This is a genomic window from uncultured Streptococcus sp. (assembly GCF_902463925.1).
Classification (GTDB): Bacteria; Bacillota; Bacilli; order Lactobacillales; family Streptococcaceae; genus Streptococcus.
This window is the reverse complement of sequence record NZ_CABQHE010000001.1, coordinates 129,297-145,573: the sequence shown is the minus strand read 5'-3', so window position 1 is coordinate 145,573 and position 16,277 is coordinate 129,297. Positions and strand designations below refer to the sequence as shown.

Below are 16,277 nucleotides of genomic sequence, written 5' to 3'. Positions count from 1 at the left end.
TCTTTTAAGTGTGAACTTATTCTTATGTCCGTTAATACTGGACATTTTTAATCCTATTCAAAAGCGTTCTTGATTTAAACACTCTTCATTATTTTTCTTTGTCTATCTGGTAAATAAAAAAAGCCAAAATTTCAATAGGAATGAATCCACTATTGAAACTCTACGGCTTTTTATCTAAATCCTAGTTCTTTTAATTTATCCTGGTAACTGTCAAAATCAATTTCGATTCCTTGACCTCCATATAAATCATAGCTGTCAATCCAATCACCATCTGAAGGAATGGTTTGAGAATTGATACCATTTTTAAAACTACCAGCATTTGAAAGACCCAAATCCAACATGTCCGTCATGCTCATATTGGTTGAAGTCAGTGAATATACTTTTCCTAAAGCCTCAGAACCCTTAAAAAGACTAATAGGATTTTTAACTTGCTTCATAATAGCTTGCATCACTTGTTGTTGCCGCTTGGTACGCCCATAATCCCCTTCATCGTCCTTACGGAAACGAGCGTAATTAAGAAGAGTTCGTCCATCCATCTGTTGCTTACCGACTTTAATGGTTTGATTCGGCACATTCCCATCCTTGTCCATCCTCAAATCATCTGGAACTTGGACCGAAGACACTTTTTTACCATCAACAGTGGAGAATTTAGTATTGATTTTCACGCCATCTGGAAACAGGGTATCAACACCTGCCGCAAAGGTCTCAAAGTCAACCATGGCATAGTACTTGATATCAATGTCAAAATTTCGTTTGAGCGTCTGTCGCATAAGCTCTGCCCCTTGATGATTGTTTTGCTCACCAATATTGAAGGCAGTATTGAGTTTCAGATCCTGAGAATAGTCTGTCTCTGAAGCGCCCTTAATATTAACCAAGGTGTCTCGCATAAAGCTTACCATCTTGATTTTGCCTTCCTTATTGCCCACATTGACAACTATAATGGAGTCTGTTCTAGCGTCGGTAGATTCTTGGCTGACTCGTTGGTCAGAACCCAAAATAAGGATATTCACCCCATCCTTAGTGTCTTTACCGTTAAAGGTTTCGACTAAGGCCGGTTGATAGGCTTTACCATTGTTACCCGCAGCAGAAAGGTCTGTTCCCTTGTAAAATTGATAGGCCATGGCTATCACTAGGAACACAATTCCAAGACTCAAGCATCTGAGCACCAGTTTAACAACCTTCTTGAGCCTTCTCTTTTTCTTTGGCCGCTTCTTCTGGGCTACTTGCGACTTGGACTTTGGAGCCGACGCTGTTGAAGGGGACACTTGTCTTTGAACCTTTTTACGTTTAGGTTTACTTTGAGCAACTTCCTCCCGATAGATTGGCAGGCCTTCCTCAGTTAGCTGATTGGCAGCCTCATAATCACGATCTTGATAGTAGTCAGAACGATTGTCATAAGGCTGACTCCATGCTTCTTGATAGTCAGCAGTTTGACCTTGATACCTCTCGTAGGAACGCTCCGCTTCATAAGCATCCAACTTTCCTTGTAGATAATTGAATTCCGAAGCCTGCCGTCCATTAAGGTGGGCAAGATTTTTTAAAAGATAGCTGTAACGTAACCGTTCATGATACGTAAACGGCTCATCGTTAGATTTGGTCATAAGATTTCCCTTTAAATTTCATAGACTTGGTAAGCACCCAAGATTTTATATCCAATTCCAACTGCAGTTAGCTCTTCAAGAGCGAACTGAGCCAACTTTTCCTTTGTATAATCACAATCAATAATAAAGAAATACTCGCCAAGTACCGTTTTCAACGGACGGCTTTCAATCTTGGTCAAGTCAATGCCTCGCCAGGCAAAGGTCGATAGGGCCTTGTAAAGTGCTCCTGGCATATTATCAGGCAGGGTCAAGGCCAGCGTTAATTTACAATCAATCTGATTGAGCGGAATCTCAGGAACGGTGTTCCCCAGCACCCAAAAGCGGGTATAATTCTTTTCAATCTCCTGGATATCCTTAGCCAATATTTGAAGACCGTATTCCTTAGCAGCTGCATGTGGAGCAATTGCTGCATAAGGCTGATCTGGATTATCAGCGACAAAACGAGCCGCAAAGGCTGTACTTGCTGTTGTCTCAATCTTGGCATATGGAAAATGCTGTTTAATATACTTTTTCCCTTGTGCAATGGCCTGTGGGTGTGAGAAGATTTTCTCAATTTTCTCATGATGTTTAGTCGCCATCAACTGCTGCTTGATGGGCTGAACAATCTCTGCCACAGCACGAATATCGGCCTGATGGAAGAGATAGTCTAAACTCTCATGAACAGAGCCCTCAATGGAATTTTCCACCGGAATGACCGCGTAATCCACACGTCCCTCTTCATAAGACTTGATAACCTCAGTAATGGTACCTAATGAAACCAATTCTGCCTCAGGAAAAGCCTTTAAGGCTGCATTATGCGTAAATGACCCACTTGGGCCCAAATAACCTACATACATTTGATAAACCTTGCTACTTCTTCTGGCGTTCGGTTATCAACTGTGACAACCAAATCTGCTAAATCTTGATAGAGTGCCATTCGACCATCATAAATAGCCTTAAAATCCTCTTTTGAATGATTGAGAAAGAGTGGGCGTTGATTTTTAGTATCCTTTTGAATGCGATCATAGACCACATCGAAAGAAGCATGGAGCCAAACATTATACTTACGATTCTTGGCCAAGAGCTGACGATTGCGCTCCGTCACAACGACACCACCTCCAGTAGAGATGATGACATCATCTCCCTCTTGGAGAAGTTCTTCCAAAGTCTCAGACTCAATCTGACGAAAGGCTGCTTCACCTTCTTTTGCAAAAAAATCAGCAATGGACATGCCGATTTTCTCCTCGATGACCTGATCCATATCAACGAAACAGCCATCCAGGTATGGGGCGACGGAACTCTTACCAACTCCCATAAAGCCCAATAAAACCTTAGCCATTGAGCAATCCTTCCAAGTCACTAAAGAAGCTTGGATAACTTGTATTGATAGCTTCTGAACGTTGCAAGTCAACCTCACCATATTGAACCAAGAGAGCAGCAATAGCTGTCATCATACCAATACGGTGGTCACCAAAGGTATTGACCTCTGCTCCATGAAGAGCGGTCTTACCTGTGATAATCATACCATCCTCAGTTGGTACAATATCAGCCCCCATAGCATTCAAGGCATCTGCTACCACCTGAATACGGTCGGTTTCTTTGACCTTGAGTTCTTCAGCATCACGAATCACTGTCTTACCTTGGGCTTGTGTCGCCAAGAGTGTAATAATAGGAAGTTCATCAATCAAACGTGGAATGATATCTCCACCAATTTCAGTTCCTTTAAGTTCTGAAGTTTCAACCGTAATAGTCGCAGATTTAGCAACTTGGTCAATATCTGAAAGGGTAATCTTACCACCCATGTCTTTGATCACATCAATGATACCCGTACGCGTCTCATTGATTCCGACATTTTCCAAGACAATCTTAGAGTTAGGCACCACGAGTCCCGCTACCAACCAAAAGGCAGCTGAAGAAATGTCACCTGGAACCACGACTTCTTGAGCAGTAAAGCTTTGGCCACCAGAAATACGAATTTCCTTACCTTCTACTTGAAGCTGACCACCAAACTGCTGAATCATATCTTCCGTATGATTACGTGTTTTTTCCTTTTCAATGATGACAGATTCACCATCAGCTTGAAGCGCTGCAAAAATAAGGGCAGATTTTACCTGAGCAGAGGCCACAGGCAATTGGTAATGAATAGGTTTAAGGGACTTGCTGCCGTGCATTTTCAATGGTGGCAAATCACGATCTGTTTGACCAGAAACCTCTACACCCATCTGACGCAATGGAATGGTCACACGGTCCATCGGACGTTTTGAAAGGGAATCATCTCCAAACATCTCTACATCGAAATCTTGACCTGCAAGCACACCTGAAATCAAGCGAATCGATGTCCCAGAGTTACCCATGTCCAATTTGTTTTGAGGAGCCTTGAGACCATCAAAACCAACACCGTGAATGCGAACCACATCACCATCATCCTCGATGGTCACACCCAGATCACGAAAGACCTGCATGGTTGAGAGGACATCCTCACCTCGTAAAATATCACGAACTGTTGTCACACCTTTGGCAAGACTTCCGAACATAATCGAACGGTGACTGATTGACTTGTCACCAGGGATACGCAAGCTGCCATGAAGACCTTGGGCCTTGGTTTCTAGTTTCATAGGTTACTCCTGAAAATTTTATAGTTACTTTCATTATACCATAATTGAAAGCCCAACCATAGACTGAATTGTCAAAACATTCACTCTCTAGTATTGGAATACTTTTCTTTCAGAAAGACAACTGCTTCTTGAACACGATTACGAATCAAGTTAGCAGATTCCTCCAAAAGACGATTTTCCTCAGCCGACAAGGACAAGTGAACGGGAGCAGCCACCCCTTGACGTCCTAAAATAACTGGATAGCCAAGATAGGTTTGATAGGTTTCTTGATAGCTTGATACCGCCACTTCTTCTTGAGCATTCGAAAGGATAATAGACACCAAACGAAGAGCAGCACTGGCAATGCCGTAAGAAGTATAGCCCTTACCATAAAAGACTTTGTGGCCACCCTTCATGGATGCCATAAACAGATTTTGACGCTCTTCTTCACTGGTCAATTCTGTAATATCTTGACCTTTGACCTTAACCTGACTCCAGGCTGTAAATTGGGAATTCCCATGTTCACCAAGATTGTAGCCGGATACTGATTTGGGATTGACTGATAAATCATCTCCTACCGCCGCCTTCATTCTAGCGGTATCAAGTAAAGTCCCTGTCCCAATCACACGTTCTCTTGGCCAGCCTGTGAATTCCTGATAGAGGGCTGATACGGCATCTACAGGATTCGAGATAACCAAAAGTATTCCTTGAAAATCCAATTTTTTAAGTTTCTGAGAAACCTGATAAACGGCTTCTCGAGTAAATGGAAATTCAGCAAAGCGGTCCTCACCAGCATTATGCTGTAACTGAATATTTCCAAGAGATGAAATAATCACATCAGCATCTTCAAGTGCTGCATAATCATTGACAACAATGTTTGCATAGCTAGGTAGATTTGCCATAGCATCCTTAAAATCCTGAGCATCTGCCTCGGCCTTCTTCTCATTAATGTCAATAAAAACATAGCTATCAGCCAAGCCTTGAGCAATTGCCCCATGAGCGACCGCAGCTCCAACATTTCCCATACCAATAATTCCAATCTTACGACTCATCATTTTTCTCCTTAATATTTCTAGTTTTTTCCTTAGACAATCTCTTTTGAAAGCAGAAAAAGGCCTGTCAAATGACACACCCTCCCTAATTAACTATTCAATTCTTGCAAAGGTTTGAAGATGATACGTTCAATATCATTCAAATAAACAGACAAACCTTGTTGTGCAGCCAAGTATTCTTTCAAAAGTGCATTAGCTTCTACCTTTTGACCCAATTCTTGAACAGCTGCTTGTTCTTCTGCTGTTGGCATTGTTCCAGCTTGCATTTTAGCATAGAAATCCTCTTGGAAATCAGTAAACTCTTTGAAAAGAGCACTAGCCTCAGCATCAGCTGCAATCGCTTCTTTTTTCTCTACCAAAGTTTTGTACTCAGGAAGGGCACGAATGCCACGTTCCAACTCATTTGCTAAATCATAAATATTTGTCATTTTATTCTCCTAGGCGATCACCACATGATAGTCGGTATTGGCTTCAATAACAGTCTTAGCATGTGTGCGATCTTTTTCATTTTTAAAAGTAATTTGGAGGATACCGTGAATATCCTCACGATTTTCCTCATTAATACGAAGGTTAACCAAAGACGTTCCTCGTAGCAATTCCATAATGCTAAGGATAACGTCTTCTCGGTCAGGAACATCCACGAAAATATCGAAGGCACTTTCCACGCCACCTTTTTTGTGGATCTCCATCTCTTTACGTTTCTTACGACCGTTGTCAAAGAACTCCCAAATGGCATTCTCATCTTCAGCCTTAATCAAGTCGGCCACATGGTCCAAACGTTTTTTGAAATCTTCAATACGATCCAAAACAGCTGGCCCATTGGTCATGAGAATGGAAGCCCACATGCCAGGTTCACTTTCTGCAATACGGGTCATATCTCGGAAGCCCCCAGCCGCAAAGTGATTGGTCATCTTGTGAGCCTGAGCATAATCAGCTGCTTGCTCCATAAGACCAGAAGCCAAAAGATGTGGAAAATGGCTGATTTGACTGGTTACACGGTCATGTTCAGCCGCATCAATCTCCACAAATCGTGACTTAAGCCCTGACAAGATGTCCTTAAGCTCAAGGATAGTTGTCTCTCTTGTCAGACTTGTTGGTGTGAAAATATAATAGGCATTTTCGAAAAGTGTCACATCAGCTGCAATAGCTCCTGATTTATGGGAACCAGCCATAGGGTGAGAACCTACAAACTGAACATTTTTACCTGTTAGGTAACGTTCAGCCACCTCAACGATTTCTAATTTAGTAGACCCTGCATCAGTGATGATGACGTTATCTTTGAGCTCCAAGTTAGCCAACTCCTTCAGGTAGGCCACTGTTTGCTTAATTGGCACTGCAAGGATAATAACATCCGCAAGGGGAGCAAATTCTTTGAAATCACTTGTTGCACGGTCAACAATCCCACGCTCAAGCGCAATATTTCGGGAATAGTCAGAACGATTATATCCAAGAATCTCATAATCAGGGTGGTCCCTTTTAATCCCTAAGGCCAAGGAGCCACCAATCAAGCCCAATCCTGCGATATAAATAGTTTTCTTACTCATTACTACTCCCATCTATTGTCTGATGTTGCTTAAAAGTTTTTCACATAATCACGGTGACGTGCTACCGCTTCTTTCAATTCTTCCATGTTGTCAGAAGAGAATTTGTCCAAGATTTCATTGGCGACGACTGTAGCAACTACGGATTCCATAACGACACCCGCTGCAGGCAAGGCCGTTGGATCTGAACGCTCAACTGTTGCCTTGTATGGTTCATGTGTTTCGATATCTACTGACATCAATGGCTTGTAAAGTGTTGGAATAGGTTTCATAACGCCACGGACCACAATCGGTTGCCCGTTGGTCATACCACCTTCAAAACCACCAAGGTTGTTAGTGCGACGAGTATAGCCATCCTCTTCATTCCAGAGAATCTCGTCCATCACTTGAGAGCCCTTGAGGTAGCCATCCTTGAAACCAAGACCAAATTCTACACCCTTGAAGGCATTGATGGAAACCACTGCTTGAGCAATCTTAGCATCAAGTTTGGTATCCCATTGGACATAAGAACCAAGGCCAACAGGGACACCGCCAACAACAGTTTCAACGACACCACCGATTGTGTCCCCTTCTTTTTTGATTTGGTCAATGTAATCTTTAATTTCTTGTTCACGCTCTTGATTAACGACTGAAATTTCTGATTGTTGGGCCAATTCCTTGATTTGAGCAACTGTCAAATTCTCAGGTACGTCAATTTCCTTACCACCAAAGACAACGACATGGTTAGCAATTTCAATATCAAGCTCAGACAAGATTCGTTTAGCGACAGCACCTACTGCCACACGCATCGTTGTTTCACGCGCACTGGAACGCTCCAACGAATTACGCAAATCATCAAAACGGTATTTCATACCACCAACCAAGTCAGCATGCCCTGGACGCGGATGAGTGATTTTACGTTTGGTTTTCAAACGATCCTCAATATCTTCAACAGCCATAATATCCAACCATTTTTGATGGTCCTTATTGATAACATGAAGGGTGATTGGAGCCCCTGTTGTTTTCCCATGACGAACACCAGAGGTGATTTCAACCTTATCAGACTCAATTTTCATACGACCACCACGACCATAACCACCTTGGCGGCGTTTCAAATCACCATTGATATCTTCAGCCGTCAAGGGAAGACCAGCTGGAACACCTTCGATAATTGCTGTTAAACGTGGGCCGTGAGACTCACCTGCTGTTAAATATCTCATTTATTTCTCCAAGTACTCTTTCATTTCAACTAAAGGAATTTGATTGATAGCTGCCTTACCAATCTCTGGAACGATAACTGTCTTAATGCTATTACCACGGGCTTTTTTGTCATGTGTGAGGGCTGTATAAAGCTCCTCAACACGCCATGGCTCATAGTCCACTGGCAAGCCAAATTTAACACACATCTCAGCGATTTGACGTGTGATTCCCTTAGGCATCAGACCTTTTTCCTCAGCAACACGTGAAATCTGAACCATTCCAATAGCTACCGCTTCACCGTGCATGACTTTACCGTAACCAGCTGTTTGTTCAACGGCATGCCCAATCGTATGACCAAAGTTTAGATACATACGGACGCCACCTTCGAACTCGTCTTCAACCACAATTTTACGCTTAACATTACATGAACGATAAATGATGGTTTCTGAGTTTTCTAGGATACTGTGAACTGAACCATCAATGCTTTCAAGCAAGTGCCAAAGCTCAGGATCATCAATCAAACCGTATTTGACAACCTCACCCATACCTTCAATCAATTCACGTTTACCAAGTGTCTCAAGGACATTAGGGTCAATCAAGACACCATCAGGCTGAGCAAAAGTTCCCACAATATTTTTTGCAAATGGTGTGTTCACACCCGTCTTACCACCAATAGATGAATCCACTTGGGCAGTGAGACTGGTTGGAACCTGAACGAAGTGGATGCCACGCATATAAGTTGAAGCGACAAATCCTGCCAAATCACCAACAACGCCACCACCAAGAGCAAGAATCCCATCACTACGAGTCATGCCATTCTTAATCAAAAACTCATAAGCCTTATTAACCGTTTTAAGATTTTTACTTGCTTCACCTTCTAGGAAATCAAAAACGACTACCTCAAAACCTTCGTGCTCCAAGCTAAGCTTAACCTTTTCTGCATATAGAGCTCCCACATGATTGTCCGTGATAAGTGCAATCTTTTGTGGTTTCCAAAGTGACTTCACCCATTGACCCACAGTCTTAAGGGCTCCTTTTTCAATAATAATGTCATAAGGATTATGTGTTAAATTTACCTCTAGTTTCATAGTCGTCCCCTCCTAGCTATTGTAAATATTCTCTAATTCCTGCCAAATGTCGTCTGTTGGCATATCCTTGCCTGTCCACAATTTAAAAGCACCTGCTGCTTGATGAAGCAACATACCAAGTCCATTCACAGCCTCGATTCCCTGTTTCCTCGCCAAGGCCAAGAAAGGTGTTTCAAAAGGCTGATAAATGATATCAGCAACCAAGAGTTCCTTAGGAAATTTTGTATCTGTAGGAATAGGCAAGGATTCGCCATTCATCCCAACACTCGTCGCATTCACTAATAAATCAGCCTGGCCTAGTTCCTCTTGAAAATACTTAAGATCATTTAAAGCATGAAACTCCAAGTGGCAACTTGCCTGTTCAAGTAAGGACTTAAAGCTCTCTTTTGCCTTATCCAATGACTGAGGGCGAACATAGACACTGACTTTTTTTGCACCATCAAGAACTGCCTGCGTCACAATAGATTTAGCCGCACCACCAGCCCCCAAAATCATAATATGAGTTTCCTTAGGATTAAAATTCTTTAAACTAGCAAAGAAGCCAAAACCGTCCGTATTATGACCAATCAAATGGCCATCACGATTAACAACTGTATTGACAGCACCAATCAGTTGAGCTTCAGGACTAATTTCATCCAAAAAAGGAATAACTGCCTCCTTATATGGCATCGACAAGTTGATACCAAACATGTTGTAACGTCTAATATTTTCAACTGTCTCGGCTAGGTCTGACTCTGGAATTTCCCAGGCCACATAAACACCATTAACTTGTGTCTTTTCGAAGGCCGAATTATGAATGAATGGTGAAATAGAATGCTTGATAGGATTGGCGACAACAGCTGCTAGGCGTGTGTATCCGTCAATCTGCATCCAAAATCTCCCTAATTCTACGCATATCTGCTAGACTAATTTGTCCTGGCGCACTGGCATTATCAAGACTAGCAAAGGTCCATGATGATCCCATCAAGTCGCCCGCAAGACGTGACATACGACCAAGTTTACCCATTGACATAGTTGCAAACTCTTGTTCTGGATTATAGGCCTTGAAACCACGTGTGAAATTCATCAAGTCAATAACATCCTGCTCATGCTTAGGCATAACGGCTACTTTAACAACTCTTGGCGTCAAGTTGGTCATCTCAGATAAAAGTTCCATAAGGTTTTCAGGTGTCTCCTCAAAATTATGATAAGACAAAACCAAGTTTGAAAATTCAAGCATCTGGTCAAAGACTTCCTTACGTGTGAAATACTCAAAATCAATATAATCTGGCGAATAGATAGCAGCTACATCCTTAATCAGTGTAACATATTCCGCATCAGTTAACTCAATCTTACCACCTTCACGTGTCGTACGAATGGTAAAAACAATTTCAAAGCCTGCGAATTTCTCAAAAATAGCTGGAGCAACTGTTAAGATACTATGCTTATCTAAAAAATCTGCACGCCATTCTATAATGTCTGCCCCATCAAAACGAGACAGTTCAAGCGCTTGTGCCTCCTCTAAACTAGTCGGCATAATCGGAACTACAATTTTCATTTATTTACCTTTATTGTGTATACTTTCAAATAATTTGATGTTGGATCATTAGGATTGACGGTAAAATCCGCTGGTAATTGTTGCAAGTTAACAAAGTCCGCTGAAACATCTCCCAAACCCTTACGCAGTTGTTTTTTAAACTGTTGCACGGTCATATTAGCAGCATTGGTACTTGCGATGATTGTCCCATGCTCTGATAAAATATCAAGACTCTGTGCAATTAACTTGTGGTAATCCTTATTTGCTGAGAAAGTGCGTTTCTTATTTCGAGCAAAGCTTGGCGGATCGATGACGATAAGGTCATAAGATAAGCCTTTTTTCTTTGCATATTTGAAGTAATCAAAGACATCCATCACGACCAAGCGATGATTGTCCATACTGAATCCATTAGCTTCAAAATGAGCCGTGGATAACTCACGTGAACGTTTTGCCAAATCCACCGATGTCGTTTCAACCGCTCCCCCCATAGCTGCAGCAACTGAAAAAGCGGCCGTATAAGAGAACATATTCAGAACTGATTTACCCAAAGCTAGGCCATTAACTAAACCATCACGCACTTCATGCTGATCAAGGAAGATCCCCGTCATTAGCCCATCATTGAGGAAAACTTCATATGTTACCCCATTTTCTAAAATGGTGAAGGTATCACCCGACTCTTTCCCAAAAAGATGATTTGATTCGAAATCAAGACCCTTGAAGCGGATTTTTTCATAACCTCCCAAGACCTCAGGAAAGACCGTTTGGAAGGCCTCTACAATAACATCCTTCAAGGAATAAACAAAGGCATTGTACCAAGAAAAGAGGGCATAGTCTCCATATAAATCAATGGTAAGACCACCAAAATCATCACCATCTTGGTTGAAGAGACGAAAAGCCGTCGTCAAATCATTATCATAATAGGATTGACGTTTGGCCTTAGCCTTCTCAAAAAGCCCCTGAAAATAGGTAACTGTCAATTTTTGCTTTCTAGGAGACAAAAACCAACCTATCCCCTTATTTTGACTCGACAAATAGCCCGTTCCTAAAAATTCTTTGGATTGGCTATAAAGATAAATCAACTGATTATTTTTAGCTATATTTGGAAAATCTTCGGCTAAAAGAAGCTGTTTTCCTTGTTTGATTTTTTTCTCCGCAAAGGGACTTACCGTCAATATACTCATGTTACCATTATACCAAAAAAATGCTATAATTTCTGTTTCGTAACTAGATTTTGTCAATTGTATGTCAAGGAATATGACACTCTATTGCAGTAAATTTTTGAGAGTCATTTTGTTATTTGGTATAATGGTTAAGATAATATAGAATCAAAGGAAGTATTACTTTGAAAAAAATAAATGAAGCCTTTTGGAAAGGAGTTTCATCAAGACTCGGATTCGTCCTCTTGTTACTCTTCTTTTACTGGCTAAAAACCATATTCGCTTATTACGTCAACATTAATCTTGAGTTGGAAAGCAGATATCAGGTTATGCTTTCGCTGATTAACCCTATTCCACTGGGATTAATGCTGCTAGGTTTAGGACTTTACTTCAAGAAAAGACGTTTCTTTTATAGCACAACAATTGCTATTTATGTCATCCTTAACCTCCTGCTTATTGCTAATGTCATTTACTTCGGAGAGTTTACAGACTTCATCACTGTAAATACCATCCTGGCAAGTTCTAGTTCAGCAGCGGGACTGGGAGATTCAGCTAAGAACCTTCTTGAACCAAGTTATATCTTTTATCTGATTGATATTCCTTTCTTCATTTATGCTGGTTTCAGGAAAAAACTAAAAACGGATAGTAAGCCATTCAACAAACGAGCTAGTTTTGCAGTTACTGCTTTATCAACGCTCCTACTCTCAGTTAACCTCTTCTTAGCAGAAGTTAACCGTGGAGAGTTGCTGACACGTGGTTTCTCCAACAACTATATTGTTCGTGCTATGGGGATTCCCTTCTTCACAGCCTATTCTGGTAACTTAACTTATCAGGCCTCACAGGCTCGTTCATCAGCAACAGCTGAGGATATGAAAAAGGTTGAAGCTTACGTTAAAGAGCACTATGCAGCACCTGATCCTAAGTATTACGGAATTGCTAAAGCAAGAAACGTCATCGTTATTCACTTGGAAAGCTTCCAACAGTTCCTCATTGATTACAAGCTCAAAGTAGACGGTCAAGACTATGAGGTTACACCATTCCTCAATTCCATTTACCACTCAAACGAGACGCTAGCCTTTTCAAATTTCTTCCATCAAGTTAAATCAGGGAAAACTTCTGATGCTGAAACCTTGATGGAAACGTCTCTCTTTGGACTAAGCACAGGCTCATACATGGTAAACTACGGTGGTACCAATACAGCCTATGCTGCACCATCTATCCTAGCTCAAACAAGTGACTATACGTCAGCTGTTTTCCACGGAAACACTGGATCCTTCTGGAATCGTAATAACACCTATAAACAATGGGGGTATAATTACTTCTTTGACTCATCAGCCTTCACTGAAAAAACTGATGAAAACTCCTTCCAGTATGGTCTAAATGACAAGTACATGTTCTCAGATTCCATCAAATATCTGGAACAAATGCAACAACCTTTCTACGTTAAATACCTTACAGTATCTAACCACTACCCATACACTTCACTCTCAGGCGATGAAAAGGAACAAGGTTTCCCACTCGCTGAAACAAAAGACGAAACAGTCAACGGATATTTTGCAACAGCTAACTATCTTGACTCAGCAATCAAAGACTTCTTTGATTACCTTAAGGAAACCGGTCTTTACGACAACTCAATTATTGTCATGTACGGTGATCACTATGGTATCTCTGATACACGAAGCAGCAATCTTGCTGAACTTCTCGGCAAGAACCCTGAAACTTGGTCAAACTATGATAAAGCCATGCTTCAACGTGTTCCTTACATGATTCATATTCCAGGATATACTGGTGGTGGTATCTCTAACACCTTTGGTGGAGAGGTTGATGCCCTTCCAACTCTCCTTCATATTCTTGGTGTTGACACTAGCTCTTATATCCAGATGGGACAAGACCTCCTATCTCCTGATAATAAGCAAACCGTCGCATTTAGAACCTCAGGTCAATATGTTACTCCTCAATACACCAGCTATTCTGGACGACTTTATAACACTCAAACAGGGGAAGAAATTACCAACCCTGATGAAACGACTAAAAAGGATAACGAAGCCATTCGTAAGGCAGTAGCCACTCAGCTTTCGATGAGTGATGCTGTTCAAACTGGTGACCTCCTTCGTTTCTATACACCAAATGGTTTGAAACCTGTTGATTCTAGCGCGATTTCCTACACGAAACAGATGAATCAACTGAAACAGATCAACAAAAAGCTGAAAGATAAATCAACTAGCCTCTACAAGCAAAAAGGCAATAAATCAACAGCTGATCTATTCAAAACCCCATCTTACAAGGAGCTACATCCTGCAGAATCCGAATCCAGCTCTAGCTCAAGTTCGAGTGAATCAGAGCCAAGCAGCTCTTCAACAGTACAAGAATAACCCCTAAAGACAGTCCTATATGGACTGTTTTTTTAGATTAAACAAGTCTCAATACCACTTGACTGCAAAATTGTAACTCTCATAGCACTCGCCTCAAACATATTTCTTGCTAGTTTGCTATAAGCGTGATTAAATAGGATTTGTAAGAAAACTTATAAAGGAGAACAGATATGAATCCAATGGAATTATTTAACCAAGTAAAAGAAATGATTGAAAAGAAAGATTTCGAAGCTGCTAAAAAGTTTGTCGATGAAAACAAAGATGATTTGGGAGAGTACTTCGACCAAGCTAAATCTCTTTTGTCAGGCAACGAAATGGTCAGTGGAGCTTTAGACAAGATTAAAGGTCTATTCTAAAACGAAATCCCCGCAGTCAATAGGATTGCGGGGACTTTTTTATGTTTAGAAGTCCTATTTAGGTACAGTGCCTATCATAGGCTAAAATTCTATAGCAAAAGCACCCCAAAAGTTCGAAACTAAATATATACTTTTGTGGTGCAATTCATAATATAACAAGAGACAAATCGGTAGTGTAAAGTCATAATTGATTAATTATCGATTTTATTAAAAACTTAAACAATACTTAATTCATAACTATCTTTACAGTGATATTAGGAAACATTTCTATAAATTCTGTAACCGTTAAAATCACTGTAAAAAGTATTGAGCTTTTTGAGTTCTTTGTCAACTGTAGTAAGCGACGAAAAGTTACTATTTAGAGAGAAACTAACAGTAGGAACAATTTGATAAATCTAATCAATAATTTTAACACTTAGAAAAGCAAAAAGAGATTCCCTACGGAACCTCTTTTCATTCTATATGACTATAGAATTATTTTTTCAAGTTGTAGAATGATTTCAAACCACGGTATTCTGCAACTTCACCAAGTTGGTCTTCGATACGAAGCAACTGGTTGTATTTAGCGATACGGTCAGTACGTGACAATGAACCTGTCTTGATTTGACCAGCGTTAGTTGCAACTGCGATATCAGCGATTGTTGAATCTTCAGTTTCACCTGAACGGTGTGATACTACTGCTGTGTATCCAGCTTCTTTCGCCATTTCGATAGCGTCGAAAGTTTCAGTCAAAGTACCAATTTGGTTAACTTTGATAAGGATTGAGTTAGCAGCGTGTTCTGCAATACCTTTTTCAAGGTAAGCTGTGTTAGTTACGAAGAAGTCGTCACCAACCAATTGAACTTTACCACCAAGACGTTCAGTAAGAGCTTTCCAACCGTCCCAGTCGTTTTCGTCCATACCATCTTCGATAGTGATGATTGGGTATTTGTTAACCAATTCTTCAAGGTAGTCGATTTGTTCTGCAGCAGTACGAACAGCAGCGCCTTCACCTTCAAATTTAGTGTAGTCGTAAACTTTACGTTCTGCATCGTAGAATTCAGATGATGCACAGTCAAATCCGATAAATACGTCTTTACCTGGTACATATCCAGCAGCTTCGATAGCTTTGATGATAGTTTCAACACCATCTTCAGTTCCGTCGAAACGAGGTGCAAAACCACCTTCGTCACCTACGGCAGTTTCAAGTCCACGTTCTTTAAGGATTTTCTTAAGTGCGTGGAAGATTTCAGCACCCCAACGAAGAGCTTCTTTGAATGTTGGTGCACCAGCAGGTACGATCATGAATTCTTGGAAAGCGATTGGAGCGTCTGAGTGAGAACCACCGTTGATGATGTTCATCATTGGAGTTGGAAGAACTTTAGTGTTGAATCCGCCAAGGTAGCTGTAAAGTGGAACTTCAAGGTAGTCAGCAGCCGCGCGTGCTACAGCGATAGACACACCAAGAATAGCGTTGGCACCAAGTTTACCTTTGTTTGGAGTACCGTCAAGAGCGATCATTGCGCGGTCAATACCTTGTTGATCACGTACGTCGAATCCGATGATGTGTTCAGCAATAACGTTGTTTACGTTATCAACTGCTTTTTGAGTACCAAGACCACCGTAACGAGCTTTGTCACCATCACGAAGTTCTACCGCTTCGTGTTCACCAGTTGAAGCTCCTGAAGGAACCATACCGCGACCGAATGCACCAGATTCAGTGTAAACTTCTACTTCAAGTGTTGGGTTACCGCGTGAGTCAAGGACTTCGCGTGCGTAAACATCAGTAATAATTGACATTACAATACTCTCCTTATGAGTTAAAATTTTTTACTCCTTTATATTACCATAATATCAAGGCTT

At 41.1% G+C, this 16,277-nt stretch carries 15 protein-coding genes; 2 read left to right on the top strand and 13 right to left on the bottom strand.

Annotation, left to right across the window (positions count from 1 at the left end; genetic code table 11):
- Window positions 1–170: 170 nt before the first annotated feature.
- The 12 genes from RDY04_RS00585 to RDY04_RS00530 form a co-directional block, all read right to left on the bottom strand.
- Complete coding sequence (locus RDY04_RS00585) at window positions 171–1,601, bottom strand: LCP family protein (protein ID WP_303952697.1); 1,431 nt, start codon at window positions 1,599–1,601, stop codon at window positions 171–173.
- Window positions 1,602–1,612: 11 nt separating this feature from the next.
- Window positions 1,613–2,437 (bottom strand): prephenate dehydratase, encoded by an 825-nt coding sequence (gene pheA, locus RDY04_RS00580; protein ID WP_303952695.1) that lies wholly within the window; start codon window positions 2,435–2,437, stop codon window positions 1,613–1,615.
- Window positions 2,428–2,919, bottom strand: coding sequence for a shikimate kinase (locus RDY04_RS00575; protein ID WP_303952692.1), 492 nt, complete (start codon window positions 2,917–2,919; stop codon window positions 2,428–2,430). Before RDY04_RS00575 ends, pheA begins: the two co-directional genes overlap by 10 nt.
- Window positions 2,912–4,195 (bottom strand): 3-phosphoshikimate 1-carboxyvinyltransferase, encoded by a 1,284-nt coding sequence (gene aroA, locus RDY04_RS00570; protein ID WP_303952690.1) that lies wholly within the window; start codon window positions 4,193–4,195, stop codon window positions 2,912–2,914. Before aroA ends, RDY04_RS00575 begins: the two co-directional genes overlap by 8 nt.
- A gap of 80 nt (window positions 4,196–4,275) precedes the next feature.
- Window positions 4,276–5,226, bottom strand: coding sequence for an L-lactate dehydrogenase (locus tag RDY04_RS00565; RefSeq protein ID WP_303952688.1), 951 nt, complete (start codon window positions 5,224–5,226; stop codon window positions 4,276–4,278).
- A gap of 89 nt (window positions 5,227–5,315) precedes the next feature.
- On the bottom strand, window positions 5,316–5,654 hold the full coding sequence (locus RDY04_RS00560) for a YlbF/YmcA family competence regulator (protein WP_002890462.1): 339 nt from the start codon (window positions 5,652–5,654) through the stop codon (window positions 5,316–5,318).
- Between the two features lie 9 nt (window positions 5,655–5,663).
- On the bottom strand, window positions 5,664–6,770 hold the full coding sequence (locus tag RDY04_RS00555) for a prephenate dehydrogenase (protein ID WP_303952686.1): 1,107 nt from the start codon (window positions 6,768–6,770) through the stop codon (window positions 5,664–5,666).
- Window positions 6,771–6,799: 29 nt separating this feature from the next.
- Complete coding sequence (gene aroC, locus RDY04_RS00550; RefSeq protein WP_154864709.1) at window positions 6,800–7,966, bottom strand: chorismate synthase; 1,167 nt, start codon at window positions 7,964–7,966, stop codon at window positions 6,800–6,802.
- Window positions 7,967–9,034: a 3-dehydroquinate synthase gene (gene aroB / locus RDY04_RS00545; protein WP_303952683.1), complete on the bottom strand. Its 1,068-nt coding sequence runs from the start codon at window positions 9,032–9,034 to the stop codon at window positions 7,967–7,969. It abuts the gene before it with no gap.
- A gap of 12 nt (window positions 9,035–9,046) precedes the next feature.
- The gene (locus RDY04_RS00540; protein ID WP_303952681.1) at window positions 9,047–9,904 is read right to left on the bottom strand and encodes a shikimate dehydrogenase; all 858 of its coding nucleotides are present in this window, start codon (window positions 9,902–9,904) and stop codon (window positions 9,047–9,049) included.
- Window positions 9,894–10,571 carry a type I 3-dehydroquinate dehydratase gene (gene aroD / locus RDY04_RS00535; RefSeq protein WP_303952679.1) on the bottom strand — a complete coding sequence of 226 codons (678 nt, stop codon included), beginning with the start codon at window positions 10,569–10,571 and terminating at the stop codon, window positions 9,894–9,896. Before aroD ends, RDY04_RS00540 begins: the two co-directional genes overlap by 11 nt.
- On the bottom strand, window positions 10,568–11,731 hold the full coding sequence (locus RDY04_RS00530) for a class I SAM-dependent rRNA methyltransferase (RefSeq protein ID WP_303952677.1): 1,164 nt from the start codon (window positions 11,729–11,731) through the stop codon (window positions 10,568–10,570). The genes aroD and RDY04_RS00530 overlap by 4 nt, the downstream gene beginning before the upstream one ends.
- A 161-nt stretch (window positions 11,732–11,892) precedes the next feature.
- Between RDY04_RS00530 and RDY04_RS00525 the strand changes: the two genes are divergently transcribed.
- Both RDY04_RS00525 and RDY04_RS00520 read left to right on the top strand, forming a co-directional pair.
- A complete protein-coding gene (locus RDY04_RS00525) occupies window positions 11,893–14,079 on the top strand; it encodes an LTA synthase family protein (RefSeq protein ID WP_303952675.1) in 2,187 nt (728 codons plus the stop codon).
- A gap of 170 nt (window positions 14,080–14,249) precedes the next feature.
- The gene (locus RDY04_RS00520) at window positions 14,250–14,435 is read left to right on the top strand and encodes a hypothetical protein (RefSeq protein WP_303952673.1); all 186 of its coding nucleotides are present in this window, start codon (window positions 14,250–14,252) and stop codon (window positions 14,433–14,435) included.
- Between the two features lie 474 nt (window positions 14,436–14,909).
- Here the strand turns inward: RDY04_RS00520 and eno are convergent, their stop codons facing one another.
- Window positions 14,910–16,214, bottom strand: a complete 1,305-nt coding sequence (eno, locus tag RDY04_RS00515) for a surface-displayed alpha-enolase (RefSeq protein ID WP_002886048.1) — start codon at window positions 16,212–16,214, stop codon at window positions 14,910–14,912.
- Window positions 16,215–16,277: the final 63 nt, after the last annotated feature.